At 63.7% G+C, this 15,590-nt stretch carries 14 protein-coding genes; 7 read left to right on the top strand and 7 right to left on the bottom strand.

What is annotated here, in order from left to right; all coding sequences use genetic code 11:
- Positions 1–4 precede the first annotated feature (4 nt).
- From folC to GO606_RS18860, 5 genes are read left to right on the top strand one after another with little or no spacing between them, the layout of a single operon-like run.
- Entirely contained in the window at positions 5–1,282 is a 1,278-nt protein-coding gene (gene folC / locus GO606_RS18880) for a bifunctional tetrahydrofolate synthase/dihydrofolate synthase (RefSeq protein ID WP_169116964.1), read from the top strand.
- Between the two features lie 59 nt (positions 1,283–1,341).
- Positions 1,342–1,977, top strand: coding sequence for an SPOR domain-containing protein (locus GO606_RS18875; protein WP_246979738.1), 636 nt, complete (start codon positions 1,342–1,344; stop codon positions 1,975–1,977).
- Between the two features lie 24 nt (positions 1,978–2,001).
- Complete coding sequence (locus GO606_RS18870) at positions 2,002–2,493, top strand: CvpA family protein (protein WP_169116966.1); 492 nt, start codon at positions 2,002–2,004, stop codon at positions 2,491–2,493.
- Between the two features lie 11 nt (positions 2,494–2,504).
- Complete coding sequence (gene purF, locus GO606_RS18865; protein WP_169116967.1) at positions 2,505–4,031, top strand: amidophosphoribosyltransferase; 1,527 nt, start codon at positions 2,505–2,507, stop codon at positions 4,029–4,031.
- A gap of 9 nt (positions 4,032–4,040) precedes the next feature.
- On the top strand, positions 4,041–5,210 hold the full coding sequence (locus GO606_RS18860) for an O-succinylhomoserine sulfhydrylase (RefSeq protein ID WP_169116968.1): 1,170 nt from the start codon (positions 4,041–4,043) through the stop codon (positions 5,208–5,210).
- 29 nt (positions 5,211–5,239) lie between these two features.
- Here GO606_RS18860 and GO606_RS18855 read toward each other — a convergent pair whose 3' ends face one another.
- Genes GO606_RS18855 through GO606_RS18845 form a run of 3 tightly spaced genes read right to left on the bottom strand, consistent with a single transcriptional unit; the run spans position 5,240 to position 7,116 of the window.
- A complete protein-coding gene (locus tag GO606_RS18855) occupies positions 5,240–5,989 on the bottom strand; it encodes a UDP-2,3-diacylglucosamine diphosphatase (protein WP_211166461.1) in 750 nt (249 codons plus the stop codon).
- A gap of 31 nt (positions 5,990–6,020) precedes the next feature.
- The gene (locus GO606_RS18850; RefSeq protein ID WP_169116969.1) at positions 6,021–6,515 is read right to left on the bottom strand and encodes a peptidylprolyl isomerase; all 495 of its coding nucleotides are present in this window, start codon (positions 6,513–6,515) and stop codon (positions 6,021–6,023) included.
- A 19-nt stretch (positions 6,516–6,534) separates the two neighbouring features.
- Complete coding sequence (locus GO606_RS18845; RefSeq protein ID WP_169117058.1) at positions 6,535–7,116, bottom strand: peptidylprolyl isomerase; 582 nt, start codon at positions 7,114–7,116, stop codon at positions 6,535–6,537.
- A gap of 373 nt (positions 7,117–7,489) precedes the next feature.
- Between GO606_RS18845 and cysS the strand changes: the two genes are divergently transcribed.
- The gene (gene cysS / locus GO606_RS18840; RefSeq protein WP_169116970.1) at positions 7,490–8,875 is read left to right on the top strand and encodes a cysteine--tRNA ligase; all 1,386 of its coding nucleotides are present in this window, start codon (positions 7,490–7,492) and stop codon (positions 8,873–8,875) included.
- Between the two features lie 72 nt (positions 8,876–8,947).
- On the opposite strand, the gene dnaJ is transcribed toward cysS, so the two are convergent.
- From dnaJ to grpE, 3 genes are all read right to left on the bottom strand, one after another.
- Positions 8,948–10,078 (bottom strand): molecular chaperone DnaJ, encoded by a 1,131-nt coding sequence (gene dnaJ, locus GO606_RS18835; protein WP_169116971.1) that lies wholly within the window; start codon positions 10,076–10,078, stop codon positions 8,948–8,950.
- 117 nt (positions 10,079–10,195) lie between these two features.
- A complete protein-coding gene (gene dnaK / locus GO606_RS18830; protein ID WP_169116972.1) occupies positions 10,196–12,133 on the bottom strand; it encodes a molecular chaperone DnaK in 1,938 nt (645 codons plus the stop codon).
- 132 nt (positions 12,134–12,265) lie between these two features.
- The gene (gene grpE, locus GO606_RS18825) at positions 12,266–12,844 is read right to left on the bottom strand and encodes a nucleotide exchange factor GrpE (protein WP_169116973.1); all 579 of its coding nucleotides are present in this window, start codon (positions 12,842–12,844) and stop codon (positions 12,266–12,268) included.
- A gap of 185 nt (positions 12,845–13,029) precedes the next feature.
- Between grpE and GO606_RS18820 the strand changes: the two genes are divergently transcribed.
- Positions 13,030–14,394, top strand: coding sequence for a serine/threonine-protein kinase (locus GO606_RS18820; protein WP_169116974.1), 1,365 nt, complete (start codon positions 13,030–13,032; stop codon positions 14,392–14,394).
- 68 nt (positions 14,395–14,462) lie between these two features.
- Here GO606_RS18820 and hemH read toward each other — a convergent pair whose 3' ends face one another.
- A complete protein-coding gene (gene hemH, locus GO606_RS18815) occupies positions 14,463–15,560 on the bottom strand; it encodes a ferrochelatase (RefSeq protein WP_169116975.1) in 1,098 nt (365 codons plus the stop codon).
- Positions 15,561–15,590 lie beyond the last annotated feature (30 nt).

Genomic DNA, 15,590 nt, shown 5'->3' with positions numbered 1-15,590 from the left:
CCCGATGCAATCTCCCGAAACCCTGAAAGGCTGGCTGGAACTGCTGGAGCGCCGCCCCGGCCTGCCGATCCGGCTTGGCCTGGAGCGGGTTGCCCAAGTCCGGGACGCTCTCGACAGCCGAAGCCGCGCGGTCGTGATAACTGTCGGAGGCACGAACGGCAAAGGATCGACATGCGCGATGCTCGAAGCCATTCTGATCGCGGCGGGGTATCGCGTCGGCTGTTATACGTCGCCCCATTTGCTGCGCTATAACGAACGCGTGCGCATCGACGGGCGCGAGGTCGGCGACGAAGCGCTCGTTGCGGCTTTCCATGAAGTGGAACGGGCGCGCGGCGACGTGCCGCTGACGTATTTCGAACAGGGCACGCTCGCAGCTTGGCACGTGTTCTGTCGTGAGCCGCTCGACGTGATCATTCTCGAAGTCGGTTTGGGTGGTCGCCTCGACGCGGTCAATGTGTTCGAGCCGGATTGCGCGATCGTCGCCAGCGTCGCGATGGATCACATGGATTATCTGGGCGATAGCCGCGAGAAAATCGGCTTCGAGAAGGCGGGAATCTTCCGCCCCGGCCGCCCCGCGATCTGTTCCGATCCGCTGCCACCGGAATCGCTCGTCGCGCACGCCCGGCAGATCGGCGCCGACCTTCGCCTCGCAGGCCAGGATTTCGGGTTTTCGGGCGATCGCACGCAGTGGACCTGGTGGAGCCGGGACGGGCGCCGTCGAGGCGGGCTCGCGTACCCCTCACTGCGCGGGGCGAATCAACTGCTCAATGCGGCGGCGGTCCTGATGGCGCTGGAAACCTTGCGCGAGCGTATTCCGGTATCGATGCAGGCGGTGCGCGAGGGCTTGATGCTGGTCGAACTGCCGGGGCGTTTCCAGGTGCTCGCGGGGAAGCCCTCGGTGGTGCTCGACGTGGCGCATAACCCCCAGGCGGCGGGCGTGCTGGCCGAGAATCTTTCGAACATGGGCTACTTCCCGGAGACGTGGGCAGTATTCGGCATGTTCGCCGACAAGGACGTCGAAGGCGTCGTCAGCCTGATTCGCGACAAGATCGACCACTGGCTGCTCGCCAGTCTGCCGGGCGCGCGCGGTCTGTCCGCCCCCGCATTGGCCGAGCGCCTCGCTGCGTCCGGGGTCGGCGGAGACGTGCGCTGTTTCGATCGCCCGTCGGATGCGTTCGAACTCGCCCGAACGAGCGCCGGGGAGGGTGATAGAATTGTCGCCTTCGGTTCATTTCTCACGGTGGCGGACGTGCTCGAAGCAGTGCTCGCTGCTCGCCGCTGAGGTTTCGCGTGACAGATAACGACAACCTCGACCTCAAGAAACGGTCGCGACGCCGTTTGGTGGGTGCCGCGGCCATTGCCTTGCTTGCGGCAATCGTGCTCCCGATGGTGATGGATCAGGAGCCCCGCCCGCCCGCCGAGGACATCCAGATCACGATTCCCGACCGGGAAGGCGACGCTGCGCTTTCCCTGCCGATCGCCGGTCGCCCTGCAGCAGCGGTCGAGCCCCCGCTCGTGCAGTCGCCCGAGGAACAGCCATCGCCGCCGGACAAGACTGTCGAGGCGGACCCTGTGCCTGTTGCACCGCTTGTCGAGCCGAAGCCGCCGTCTCCTGCAGGGTCGGCCGGCACTGCTCCGAAACCGGTCGAGCCGAACGTCCGTCCTGCGCCGGATCGCGCGCTTGCAGCGCCGCCCGGCGATGACGCGGCACGAGCGCTGGCGTTGCTGGAGGGCAAGAAACCGGCTGCAGCTTCGGCTAGCGAGTCTTTCGTGGTCCAGATCGGCGCGTTCGGCGAAGCATCGAAAGCAAGTGCCTTGGGCGCGGACCTCAAGAGCCGCGGATTTGCTGCCTATACGGAGAAGGCCGGGGCCGTCACGCGGGTACGCATCGGACCTTTCGGCAGTCGGGAAGAGGCGGACAAGGTCGCCGAAAAGCTGAGATTGAGCGGTATGAGCGGCGTCGTGGTGCAGCGGTGAGTCTGCTGCGAGTTCGCGTTCTTGATGACCGCGTTTGACTACATTTTTCTGGGCGTGCTGGGATTTTCGGCATTGATCGGCCTGTGGCGAGGCCTGGCAAGCGAAGTGATTTCCCTTTTGGCGTGGGTGCTGGCGCTGTTTGCAACCTGGCGTTACGGGAGCGAGGCGGCAGCATCGCTGGCGGGAATCGTGAGCGAGCCCGCGTGGCAGTATGTGGCGGCGTTTGTCCTGATCTTCATCGCGGTTCTGTTGCTGGGGGCGCTGTTGCGGTTTTTGCTCCGGGAATTGTTGAAAGCTGTCGGACTCGGCGCTGCCGATCATCTTTTTGGCGCGATTTATGGGTTGGCACGAGGCTTGGCGATCGTGTTCTCGGCGGTGCTGCTTGGAGGAATGGTCGGTGTGGCGCGGGAGCCCTGGTGGGCAAACGCGATGTTTGCGCCCCCGATGGAAATGGCGGTGATTTCCGTCAAACCGTGGCTGCCTGACGTGGTGGCCGACAGGATTCGTTTCAGATAGGTGTTTATCCCATGTGCGGAATTTTAGGGGTCGTCGCAACTTCCCCGGTCAATCAGTTGCTCTACGATGGCCTCCAGGTCCTGCAGCACCGTGGTCAGGATGCTGCCGGGATCGCGACCTCCGAGGGCGGGCGCTTCTTGATGCACAAGGGGCCGGGTCTCGTGCGCGACGTGTTTCGTACCCGGAACATGCGCAATCTCGTCGGCAACTGGGGCATCGGCCATGTGCGCTATCCCACCGCGGGATCCGCGTGCAATCCCGCCGAAGCGCAGCCGTTCTATGTCAATTCTCCGTTCGGGCTGCTGCTTGCACACAATGGCAACCTGACGAACTCGGAGGAACTCAAGCGGGAAATGTTCCTTTCCGATCTGCGGCACATCAACACGAATTCGGATTCCGAAGTGCTGCTGAACGTGCTGGCCCATGAACTGCAGGCAGCGGCGAAGGGTTTCAAGCTCGATGAGGACGCGGTCTTCCGCGCCGTCTCCGGTGTCCATCGGCGCTGTCGGGGCGCGTACGCGGTGGTCGTGATGATTGCCGGCTACGGCCTGCTTGCGTTCCGCGATCCGTACGGGATCCGGCCGCTCGTGGTCGGGCGCAATGATGTCGAGGCCGGACAGGAGTGGCTCGTCGCCTCGGAGTCCGTCGCGATGGATGTCCTCGGATTCAGGATGCTGCGCGACGTCGCCCCCGGCGAGGCGATCCTCATCGATACGCAGGGGAATTTCCGGAGCCGGCAGTGCGCGGACAAAACCGTCGAAGCGCCTTGCATGTTCGAATTTGTCTATCTCGCGCGGCCGGATTCGATCATTGACGGGGTGTCGGTGTACGAGTCGCGCGTCAAGATGGGCGAGTTCCTCGCCGACAAGCTCAAGCGCGTGATGCCGCACGCCGAGATCGATGTCGTGATCCCGATTCCCGACTCGAGCCGACCTTCCGCGATGGAAATGGCCCACCGGCTGAACCTTCCCTATCGCGAAGGTTTCGTGAAGAACCGTTATATCGGACGCACCTTCATCATGCCGGGACAGGCGGTCCGGCGTAAGTCAGTGCGCCAGAAGCTGAACACCATTCCGCAGGAATTCAGGGGCAAGAAAGTGCTCCTCGTCGACGATTCGATCGTGCGGGGAACGACCAGCCGCGAAATCGTGACGATGGCGCGCGAGGCCGGCGCCGAGAAAGTCTACATGGCCTCGGCGGCCCCTCCGGTCAGATATGCGAACGTGTACGGGATCGACATGCCAACGCGCGGCGAACTGATTGCCGCCAGCCGCGACGAGGCGCAAATCTGCCGGGAGATCGGCGCGGACGGGCTGATCTACCAGGACCTCGCCGACCTGAAGGCCGCGGTGAGAGCCGTGAATCCGGCGATCAACTTCTTTGAAACCTCGTGCTTCGACGGATGCTACGTGACCGGAGACATCACGTCGGAGTATCTCAACGGGATCGAGAACCGGCGCGAAGCCGGCACCTCCTCGTCGGACGAGAGCGAGGACGGACAACTCGATCTCAACCTGGTAGGCAGCCACGACAACTGAACCGCGCCCATGAATCCCTACGAATTCGACACCCTGGCAGTGCGGGCAGGCACTGCACGCAGCCAGTTCAACGAGCACAGCGAGGCGCTTTACCTGACCTCGAGCTTCGTGTTCGGCAGTGCCGCGCAGGCGGCAGCGCGTTTTTCCGGCGAGGAGCCGGGCAACGTCTATGCGCGCTTCTCGAACCCGACCGTCACGGCGATGCAGGAGCGGCTCGCGGCGCTCGAAGGCGCCGAGGCGTGCGTCGCGACCGCGTCGGGAATGGCGGCGATTCTCTCGCTGGCGATGGCGACGCTGAAAGCCGGTGATCACGTGGTTGCTTCGACGGGGCTGTTCGGTGCAACGCAGCAGCTATTCGGCACGATCCTCTCGAAATTCGGCATCGACACCAGCTTTGTCGCCGCCACCGAACTCGATGCGTACCGCGCTGCGGTGACGCCGCATACGCGCCTCTTCTTCGTCGAAACGCCGTCGAACCCGCTCACCGAAGTCATCGACATCGCGGCGGTCGCGGAGATTGCCCACGCTGCGGGCGCACTGTTCGCCGTCGACAACTGTTTCTGCACCCCCGCATTGCAGCGCCCGCTGGAACTGGGCGCCGACGTCGTCGTGCATTCGGCGACCAAATACCTCGACGGGCAGGGAAGAGTGCTCGGCGGTGCAGTGGCCGGGGCGAAAATCGTCGTCGACGAGGTGCTCAAGTTCCTGCGTACTGCCGGACCGAGCATTTCGCCATTCAATGCCTGGGTGATTCTGAAAGGTCTGGAGACGCTGCGCATCCGGATGGAAGCGCAGTCGGCGACGAGCCTCAATCTGGCGCGCTGGCTGGAACAGCAGCCGGGAGTGGTACGCGTGTTTTACCCCGGCCTCGCCTCGCACCCGCAGCACGCATTGGCGATGCGCCAGCAAAAATCCGGCGGCGCGATCGTCAGCTTCGAAGTCGCGGGGGGCCGTGAACGCGCGTGGCAGGTGGTCGACGCCACGCGCATGATTTCGATCACCGCGAATCTCGGCGACACGAAAACGACGATCACTCATCCGGCGTCGACGACGCACGGCCGCATCAGCGCCGAAGCCCGTGCTGCTGCGGGAATCGGAGAAGGATTGCTGCGCATCGCCGTCGGCCTCGAGTCGATCGAGGATCTGCGTGCCGACCTTGCCCGGGGGCTGGGGGCCTGATCCTTCGGTCTCGTCGGAGAGGTACGCAGTCAGCCGTCGGGTTTCGGCCGGAACCGCAGCGCCACCGGGGGGCCGGCCCCGTCCCAGCGCAGATAGGGCGCGTCGTCGTGCCAGTCGGCGAGAACCCATCGTTCGCATGAGCGGCCGTCCACGACGTGCACGTGGTGCGCCGGGCGATGCGTATGGCCGTGGATGAGCGCCGGATAACCGTGCTCGCGCAGTAGCGCTTCGACGGCGGACGCATTCACGTCCATGATCTCCATCGTCTTTTCCTGCTTCGCGGTTTCGCTTTGGGATCGCAGGCCCTCGATGACCTGTTTGCGCTGCGCGAGCGGCCGTTCCAGGAAGGCCCGTTGCCATGCGGGGTCGCGAACCAGGCGACGAAACGACTGGTAATGCTCGTCATCGGTGCACAGGATATCGCCGTGACTCAGCAGTACCGCTTCGCCGCCGAGATCGATCAGCGCCGGATCGGGAAGGATCTGCAGGCGGGCTCGGCGCGCGAACGATTCGCCAAGCAGAAAATCGCGGTTGCCCGGCAGGAAGAAGACGCTCGCCCCCGTCTCGGCGAACGCCGCCAGCGCGTCGCCCACCGCGTTGCCCACCGCGTTGCCCAGTGGCGTCGCATCGTCATCCCCGGCCCAGTATTCGAAAAGGTCGCCAAGGATGTAGAGGGCCTGGACGCTGCGCGCCGGGCCTTGAAGGAACGCGAAAAAAGCCCGGAGCGTCCCGGCCCGTTGCTCGCACAGGTGGAGGTCGGAAATGAACAGGGCCGACATCGAGGCCTGTGCCGGCAAGTTACGCAACGAGTCAGACGATTTCGGCGCGCTCGATCACGACGTCCTCGACCGGGACATCCTGATGAAAGCCGCTGGAGCCGGTCTTGACCGAGCGGATCGCATCCACGACATCCATGCCTTCAGTGACCCGGCCGAACACGCAGTAGCCCCAGCCCTGGGTGTCCGCCGAACGGAAATCGAGGAAGTCGTTGTCGGCAACGTTGATGAAAAACTGCGCCGTCGCGGAGTGCGGGGCCTGCGTACGGGCCATCGCGACCGTGCCGGTGACGTTCTTCAGGCCATTGTCGGCTTCGTTCTTGATCGGCTCGCGAGTGGGTTTCTGCACCATGCCGGGTTCGAAACCTCCACCCTGGATCATGAAGCCCTTGATCACGCGATGAAAGATCGTGTTGTCGTAATGGCCGGCGGTAACGTAGGCGAGAAAATTCTTGACCGTTTCCGGAGCCTTCTCGGAATCCAGTTCGAGGGTGATCGTACCGTGGTTGGTATGAAGCTTGACTGCCATGGAAAGCTCCTGGTTGGGCTTACTGCTTGGTGGATTTTGCCGGCACCGCGTCTACGATGCGGACCGATTCAATCGTGACCGGCTGCTCGGGAACGTTCTGCATGCCATTCACGGTGCGGGTCGGAAGCCGGCCGATTTTCTGCACGACGTCGAACCCCTTGGTGACCTTGCCGAAAACGGCATACCCCCAGCCATCGCGGGACGGGTAGTCGAGAAAGCGGTTGTCGACGAGGTTGATGAAGAATTGGGCACTGCCCGAATGAGGATCGGCTGTGCGTGCCATCGCGAGCGTGCCGGCTTCGTTGCGCAGGCCGTTCTTCGCTTCGTTTTCGATCGGGGCGCGGGTAGGTTTCTGCCTCATCGTCGCGTCGAAGCCGCCGCCCTGAATCATGAAGCCGTCGATGACGCGATGGAAAATGGTGCCGTTGAAGTGGCCGCTCTTTACGTACTCAATGAAGTTCGCGACCGATTTGGGCGCCTTGTCGGCGAAAAGTTCGATCATCACCGGACCTTCGCTGGTCCGCATCTCGACAACCGGGTTGGCTGCGCCGGCGGAAAGGAGCCAGCCGAACAGAAAGAGAGAGGCGAGCAGGCGCTTCATTTTCGGGTTTCCAGGAGTGAGGAGGGGAAGCAGGTATTTAATCGGGCCACGGCCTTGGCGGTGATCGTCGAGCCCCGCCTCGGGTCGTGATGAAAGCCGCACGGGTGAGTCCGTGCAACGAATGGATTCGAACCGGTTCCGGCTCGGAACATGTCGTCGTTGTGCTAGAATCACCCCGACTTTCCGTGAAATCCGCGCGGATCGACGCGACATTCTATCAAAGAAATCTGCGCCGCATCGCATCGAGTGATGGAGGCGAAACGGCTGGGGCGGACCGACGGGTACCGCCCTTTTTGTTGTATCGGTAGCGGTGGCCGATTCCATTTGCGACCCTGCGAATCAGCTGACCGGAACCCGACCAGGCGGAAGAAACATGCTGCACATTCACAATACGCTGACACGAAGAAAGGAAGCCTTCGTTCCGATCGACCCGGGCAAGGTGCGGATGTACGTCTGCGGGATGACGGTCTACGACTATTGCCACCTCGGGCATGCGCGCGTGATGGTGGTCTTCGACCTGGTGGCGCGCTGGTTGCGGGCGAGCGGTTTCAAACTCACATATGTGCGGAACATCACCGACATCGACGACAAGATCATCAGGCGGGCGGGCGAGAGAGGCGAATCGATCCGCACGCTCACCGACCGGTTCATTGCCGCGATGCACGAGGACGCGGACGCCCTCGGCGTACTGCGGCCCGACCACGAGCCGCGTGCAACGGAATATGTGACGCAGATGCAGTCGCTCATCGGCCGCTTGCGGGAAAAGGGGCTCGCCTATGTGGCCGGGAACCGCGACGTGTGCTACTCGGTTCGAAAATTCGACAGCTATGGTCGGCTTTCCGGCAAGTCGCTCGACGAACTGCGCGCCGGCGAGCGCGTCGAAGTCGCCGGCGACAAGCAGGATCCGCTCGATTTCGTGCTGTGGAAGCATGCCCGGACCGACGAGCCCGACGAAGTCAAGTGGGCGTCACCGTGGGGAACGGGGCGCCCGGGTTGGCACATCGAGTGCTCGGCGATGAGTTCGGACCTGCTCGGCGAACGGTTCGACATCCATGGCGGCGGCCAGGATCTGCAGTTTCCTCATCACGAGAACGAGATCGCGCAGTCCGAGGGCGCGCACGGGCATACGTTCGTGAATTACTGGATGCACAACGGTTTCGTCCGCGTCGACGACGAAAAGATGTCGAAATCGCTCGGCAACTTCTTCACGATCCGCGATGTCCTCAAGCGCTTCGACCCTGAAGTCGTCCGCTTTTTCATCCTGCGCGCGCACTACCGCAGTCCGCTGAATTATTCCGACGCCCACCTTGAAGATGCACGCCAGGCGCTGACACGCCTCTACACTGCATTGCGCAACGTTGAGCCGTCCGATGCAGGGATCGATTGGGACGAACCGCACGCAGTGCGATTCCGCGCTGCGATGGACGATGATTTCAATACAGCGGAGGCGGTGGCGGTGCTTTTCGAACTTGCGAACGAAGCCAACCGCACCGGATCCGCCGCGACTGCGGCCCAGCTCAAGGGGTTGGGAGGCGTGCTCGGACTGCTCGCGCGCGAGCCGGCGAGCTTCCTTCAGGGCAGGATAGCCGGCGAACCGGACGAGGAGGGAGGCGTCGCGATCGAGGCGATGATCGAGCGCCGCGCGCTGGCGAAGAAGTCGAAGGACTACGCGGAGGCCGACCGGATTCGTGCGCAATTGCTCGCGTCGGGAGTCGTCCTCGAGGATACGCCGCAAGGCACCGTCTGGCGCCGCGCCTGAATGGGCTTGCTTCCGGAGACTTGCGAACGCGAGCCTCCGGGCAGGTAACGATTGCCCTGGTGAGCCTGGGGCTCAGGCGCCGAAGAAGTCCTTGACCTTGTCCATCCAGGATTTTGCCTTGGGGTTGTGGCGGTCGGCGTCCGAACTGGAAACCTCCTCGAATTCGCGCAACAGCTCTTTCTGACGCTCCGTGAGATTGACCGGGGTCTCGACGACGACATGGCACATCAGATCGCCGTGACCCTGCGAGCGGACGTTGCGAATTCCTTTCCCGCGCAGCCGGAACACCTTGCCGCTCTGCGTCTCGGCGGGAATTTTCAGCCGTGCCATGCCTTCGAGCGTCGGGATTTCGATCTCCCCGCCGAGCGCTGCGGTCGTGATGCTGATCGGCATCTCGCAGTGCAGGTCGTCGTGGTCGCGCTGGAACACCGGGTGGGCGCGGATATGGATCTCGACGTACAGGTCTCCCGGAGGCCCGCCGTTGACGCCCGGTTCGCCGTGACCGGCGTGGCGCAGTCGCATTCCTTCGTCGATTCCCGCCGGGATCTTCACTTCCAGCGTCTTCTGCCGCTTCACCCGCCCGGCCCCGCCGCAGTCGCGGCACGGGTCCGGAATGATCCGCCCCGTGCCGTGGCACTTCGGGCAGGTCTGCTGGATCGAGAAGAAGCCTTGCTGGATGCGCACCTGGCCGGCGCCGCCGCAGGTGGGGCAGGGCTTCGGCTGCGTGCCGGGTTTCGCGCCGCTGCCGTGGCAGGTGTCGCATTCCTCGACGGTCGGGATGCGGATCGTCTTGTCGGCACCGCGGGCCGCTTCTTCGAGAGAGATTTCGAGGTTGTAGCGAAGATCCGCGCCGCGATACACGTTCGACCGTCCGCGTCCGGCTCCGCCCGCGCCGCCGAAGATATCGCCGAAGATGTCCGAGAACGCGTCGGCAAACCCGTCGAAACCCTGCCCGCCAGGCCCGGCGCCGGCAGACGAATCCACCCCGGCATGTCCATAGCGGTCGTACGCGGCGCGTTTTTGCGCATCGGACAGGATTTCGTACGCGTTTTTCGCTTCCTTGAACTTGTCCTCGGAGTCCTTGTTGTCCGGATTGCGGTCCGGATGGTGCTTCATGGCCAACTTGCGGTAGGCCTTCTTGATCTCATCATCCGAGGCGTCGCGGTTGACACCCAGCACCTCGTAGTAATCCCTTTTTGCCATCTTGGTCCGCTCAGGCTGTGAGACCGGGAGGGTCTCCAGATCATGCAAAAGGCCGAGCCGGCCAGTGCGAGGGGCACCGGCAGGGGCTCGGCCGACATCTCGCCTTCCGGCGAGCGATTACTTCTTGTCTTTGACTTCGGTGAACTCGGCGTCGACCACGTCGGCATCGGCAGCCTTCGAGCCGCCCGCGGATTTGCCGCCCGCTGCCTCGCCCGTGGCACCGCCTTCGGCACCCTGCGACTGCGCGTACATCTGCTCGCCGAGCTTCTGGCTGGCCGTCGCCAACGCCTGCATCCGGGCTTCGATGGTGTCCTTGTCGTTGCTCTTCAGCGCCTCTTCGGCGTCCTTCATCGCCTGTTCGATCTTGGCCTTTTCGTCGGCGCTGATCTTGTCACCGTATTCGGTCAGCGATTTCTTCACCGAATGCACCAGCGCGTCGCACTGGTTGCGGGTATCGACGAGTTCGTGGGCCTTCTTGTCTTCCTCGGCGTGCGCGGCGGCGTCCTGCACCATGCGCTGGATCTCGTCCTCGGACAGGCCCGAGTTCGCCTGGATCTTGATCTTGTTTTCCTTGCCGGTGGCCTTGTCCTTCGCCGATACGTGCAGGATGCCGTTCGCGTCGATGTCGAACGTGACCTCGATTTGCGGCATGCCGCGCGGAGCGGGCGGGATGTCCGACAGGTTGAACTGGCCGAGGCTCTTGTTGCCCGATGCCATTTCGCGCTCGCCCTGCAGCACGTGGATCGTCACCGCGTTCTGGTTGTCGTCGGCAGTCGAAAACACCTGGCTCGCCTTTGTCGGTACCGTGGTGTTCTTCTGGATCAGCTTCGTCATCACGCCGCCGAGCGTCTCGATGCCGAGCGACAGCGGGGTCACGTCGAGCAGCAGCACATCCTTGACTTCGCCCTGCAGCACGCCGCCCTGGATCGAGGCGCCGACCGCGACCGCTTCATCCGGATTCACGTCGCGGCGCGCTTCCTTGCCGAAGAACTCCTTGACCTTCTCCTGCACCTTCGGCATCCGCGTCTGGCCGCCGACGAGAATGACGTCGTCGATGTCGGTGATCTTCAGCCCGGCGTCCTTCAGCGCGATGCGGCACGGCTCGATCGTGCGCTGAACCAGCTCTTCGACGAGCGATTCGAACTTCGCGCGCGTGATCTTCACCGCGAGGTGCTTCGGGCCCGATGCGTCGGCCGTGATGTACGGCAGGTTCACTTCGGTCTGCTGGCCCGACGACAGCTCGATCTTCGCCTTCTCGGCTGCTTCCTTCAGGCGCTGCAGCGCGAGCACGTCCTTCTTCAGGTCGACGCCCTGTTCCTTCTTGAACTCGGTGACGATGTAGTCGATCAGGCGCTGGTCGAAGTCCTCGCCGCCGAGGAAGGTGTCGCCGTTGGTCGCGAGCACTTCGAACTGGTGTTCACCGTCGATGTCGGCGATCTCGATGATCGAGATGTCGAACGTGCCGCCGCCGAGGTCATACACGGCGATCTTCGAGTCGCCCGGCTTCTTGTCCATGCCGAAGGCGAGCGCCGCCGCGGTCGGCTCGTTGATGATGCGCTTGACTTCGAGGCCGGCGATGCGGCCGGCGTCCTTGGTCGCCTGGCGCTGGCTGTCGTTGAAGTAGGCCGGCACGGTGATGACCGCTTCGGTGACTTCCTCACCGAGGTAGTCCTCGGCGGTCTTCTTCATCTTGCGCAGCACTTCGGCGGAAACCTGCGGCGGCGCGATCTTCTTGCCGCGCACTTCGACCCACGCGTCGCCGTTGTCGGCCTTGCAGATGGTGTAGGGCATCAGGTCGATGTCCTTCTGCACTTCCTTCTCTTCGAAGCGGCGGCCGATCAGGCGCTTGACGGCGAACAGCGTGTTCTTCGCGTTCGTGACCGCCTGACGCTTGGCCGGTGCGCCGGTCAGGATCTCGCCGTCCTCCGCGTACGCGACGACGGACGGGGTGGTGCGCGCGCCTTCGGAGTTTTCGATGACCTTGGGCTTGCCGCCTTCCATTACGGCGACGCAGCTATTCGTCGTGCCCAGGTCGATACCGATGATTTTTCCCATTGCCGTTCCTTTCAAGTGAGGGGTGAAGGGTGAGGCGGAGGACGCCTGGCGTCGCCTAACCACGCCTCACCGGATTTTCGTTGTTCAGTAGATCGGGGCGCCGCGCCGGATTTCAAGCATTCGCGGCGAGGCTTACGTACCCTTGGCTTTCGAGACCATCACCATTGCCGGACGGATCACGCGGCCGTGCAGCAGGTAGCCTTTCTGCAGTACGCTGAGTACTGTATTGGGCTCGCCTTCGGCTTCGATCGCGCTGATCGCCTGATGCTTGTTCGGATCGAACTTTTGCCCGGTCGGGTCTTCTTCGGTGAGGCCCGCGTTCTGGAAGGCAGCGTTCAGTTGCTTGAGCGTCAATTCAACGCCTTCACGCAGGCTCTCGAGAGTCTGTTTCTCGCTCGTGAGCGCGGCTTCGAGGCTGTCCTTGACCGGAAGCACACCAGCGGCGAATTTTTCGGCTGCAAACTTCGACGCCTTGGCGATGTCTTCCTGGGCCCGGCGGCGGACGTTCTCGGTTTCGGCGCGGGCTCGCAGCCACGCGTCGTGGTGTTCGGCGGCTTTCAGTTCGGCCTGGCGCAGGGTTTCCTCGAGTCGCGGCATCGTGTCCGTATCGGGGGCCGCCTGCTCGTTCGCCGGTTGCGGCTGCACTGTTTCGCCCTCTGGAAGCTCGGGCAGTTCGCCCTGGATTTCGGAAGGCTGCTTGTTTTCCTGCATGGGTGGAATCTCCCTTTGTTCTTCGACCGTGCCCAATTGGGGGCATGATTTCATTTTTCAAGGGAGGTGCAGCGATTTTTCGAAGGTTGCCGGTTCGCCGGCGGGTGTGTCACGATTCGCCCCCCTTGGCGTGAATGGCGCGCGCGGGGCAGTGCTTACTGCGGGCGGGAAGGCATGGAACGAGGATGAGCGAGATTCCGCACAGCATCGGAAAATACCGGGTCATCGAGGAGGTGGGGCGCGGCGCGACTGCCATCGTCTATAGGGTGGAATCGCCGGATGATCCCGAACCGCTGGCCGTCAAGCTCGTCCGCTTCCAGGACAAGGCGAGAGACGAGGCGAAGTGGAACCGTCGCCTGCTCAAGCTGCTGAAGGCCGAACAGGCGGTCGTCAGCCGCCTCGACCATCCGAACATCGTCCGCATCCATGAAGTCGTCACCGAGCCGGACCAGGCTTACGTGGTGATGGAGTATTTTCCCGGCGAATCGCTCGAGCGGTACTGCAGCTTCGAGCGCCTGCTGCCGATTCATCGCACGATCGGCATCGTCTTCAAGTGCTGCATGGCGCTCGACCACGCCTACCGGCAGGGCGTTGTCCACCGGGACATCAAGCCGGCCAACATCCTTGTCGACGACAACGACAACGTAAAGATCACCGACTTCGGCCTGGCGCTGAACATCAACAAGAAGGTCGAGACCGACTCGACTTTCATCATGGGCGTCGGTTCGCCCGCCTATATGAGCCCCGAGCAGATCAAGGGCTACCCGCTGAACCAGAAAACCGACCTCTATTCCCTCGGCGTCGTGCTGTTCCATTTACTGACCGGGCGCTTGCCGTTTCGTGCGGCCAATCCGGCGCAGCTGATCTACAAGATCATTAATGCGGACCCGCCGCTGGTTTCGCAGCTGAACCCGGACATGCCGGAGTTGATGGACACGGTCCTGCGCAAGGCGCTGGAGAAGGATCTTTACTCGCGCTACCGCAACGGCGCCGAGTTTGCAAAGGATCTGTCAGCGGTGCGCTACAAGATCGTCGACGACGAGGATGTGCCGCAGGATACGACGCGGTTTACGACTCTGCGCAAGCTTGCCTTCTTCACCGAATTCGACGATGTCGAGTTGTGGGAGGTGCTGCGCACTTCGACCTGGCGCAGCGTGGCGGCACGGACGACGCTGATTCGCGAGCGCGACGCCGACCAGCGCTTCGGCGTCGTGGTGGCCGGCGAGGTGGAACTGTCTGTCGATGGACGCCGGGTGCAGCGGCTCGGCCCGGGGGAGGTCTTCGGCGAGCTGGCATGGCTCGACACGATCGACCACCGGCATCCGGTCACCGCGGTCGCGGTGGCGCCGACGACGTATATCGAGGTCAACCCGGCAGCGCTGGCACTGGCGACGGAAGAGGTCCGGGAACTTTTCCGCCGGCTGGTGGCGACGACGGTTGCGCGGCGGCTCGCGGCCGCGGCGCGGGAACTGGGGAGGTATGGCGAGCCGGCCGTTATCGGTGACCTGACCGCCACGGGCGGGCTCGATCTGCAGATCCTCGAGGAATAAGTCGGGAAACTTGCGCTGCCAACGGCGCTTCCGTCAATTCCAGCGCAGCTTGGCGACGATCGAACTATTCAGCGTTCCGCTCCCGCGGCACGGGCCCGTTGGGTTGTCGCGGCGAGGTGCCCAGCCTCCGGCAGGGGAGCTTCCAGCCAGTCACCGATCCGGCTGCGGACGATGTCGGTCAGTGCGGCAATCCAGTCATGTCGCTCGTTGAGGCAGGGAATGTAATGAAAGGCCTTGCCGCCGGCGCCGAGGAACGCCGTCCTGCATTCGAGGGCGATTTCCTCGAGCGTTTCGAGGCAGTCCGAAGCGAACCCCGGGCAGATCACGTCGACGCGCCCGGTCCCCTTGCGGCCGAGTGCTTCGAGGGTCGGCTGGGTGTAGGGTTTCAGCCATTCCGCCTTGCCGAAGCGGGACTGGAAGGTGAGCTGCCAGCGCTCGGGCGGCAGGTCGAGCTTCGCTGCGAGCAGGCGGGCGGTGACGTGGCACTCGCAGTGGTAAGGATCGCCGAGATCGAGCGAGCGCTTCGGTATGCCGTGAAAGCTCATCACGAGCTGGTCGGGCTCGCCGTGTTTTGCCCAGTGGTCGCGTACGCTCTTGGCGAGCGCTCCGACGTAGCCGGGGTGATCGTGGAAGTTGCGCACATAGCGGATCTCGGGCAGGTTGCGCCAGCGGGTCAGGCAGCGCGCGACCTCGTCGATGACGCTCGCGGTGGTGCTCGCCGCATACTGCGGATACAGCGGCACGACAAGGATCCGGCTGCAGCCGTCGGCTTTCATGCGGACGAGGACGTCGGATATGGACGGCGCCCCATAGCGCATCGCCCAGTCGACGACGACGCCGCTCACCCCTGAGTGGCCGAGATACCCGGCCAGGAGTTTTGCCTGTCGTTCGGTGTGGACTTTGAGTGGCGATCCGGCGTCGCTCCAGACGGCGGCGTATTTCTCGGCTGATTTCTTCGGCCGCAGGTTGAGGATGACGCCGTTCAGAATCGGCCACCAGATCACGCGCGGGATCTCGACGACGCGCGGGTCGGAGAGGAATTCCTTGAGGTAAGGGCGAACCGCCGCGGCCGTGGGTGCCGCGGGGGTGCCCAGATTGACAAGCAGGACGCCGGTGCGCTCTGGGGTGCCGTGGGTGTGGGCGGGTTCGGGCCAGTAACGGGCCATGCAAGTCCTTTGGGGGGCGGGCCGAAGCGT

The organism is Aromatoleum anaerobium (assembly GCF_012910705.2).
In the GTDB taxonomy this organism is placed as follows: domain Bacteria; phylum Pseudomonadota; class Gammaproteobacteria; order Burkholderiales; family Rhodocyclaceae; genus Aromatoleum; species Aromatoleum anaerobium.
The sequence above is the reverse complement of the archived record's forward strand: the minus strand, read 5'-3'. Positions and strand labels throughout refer to the sequence as shown.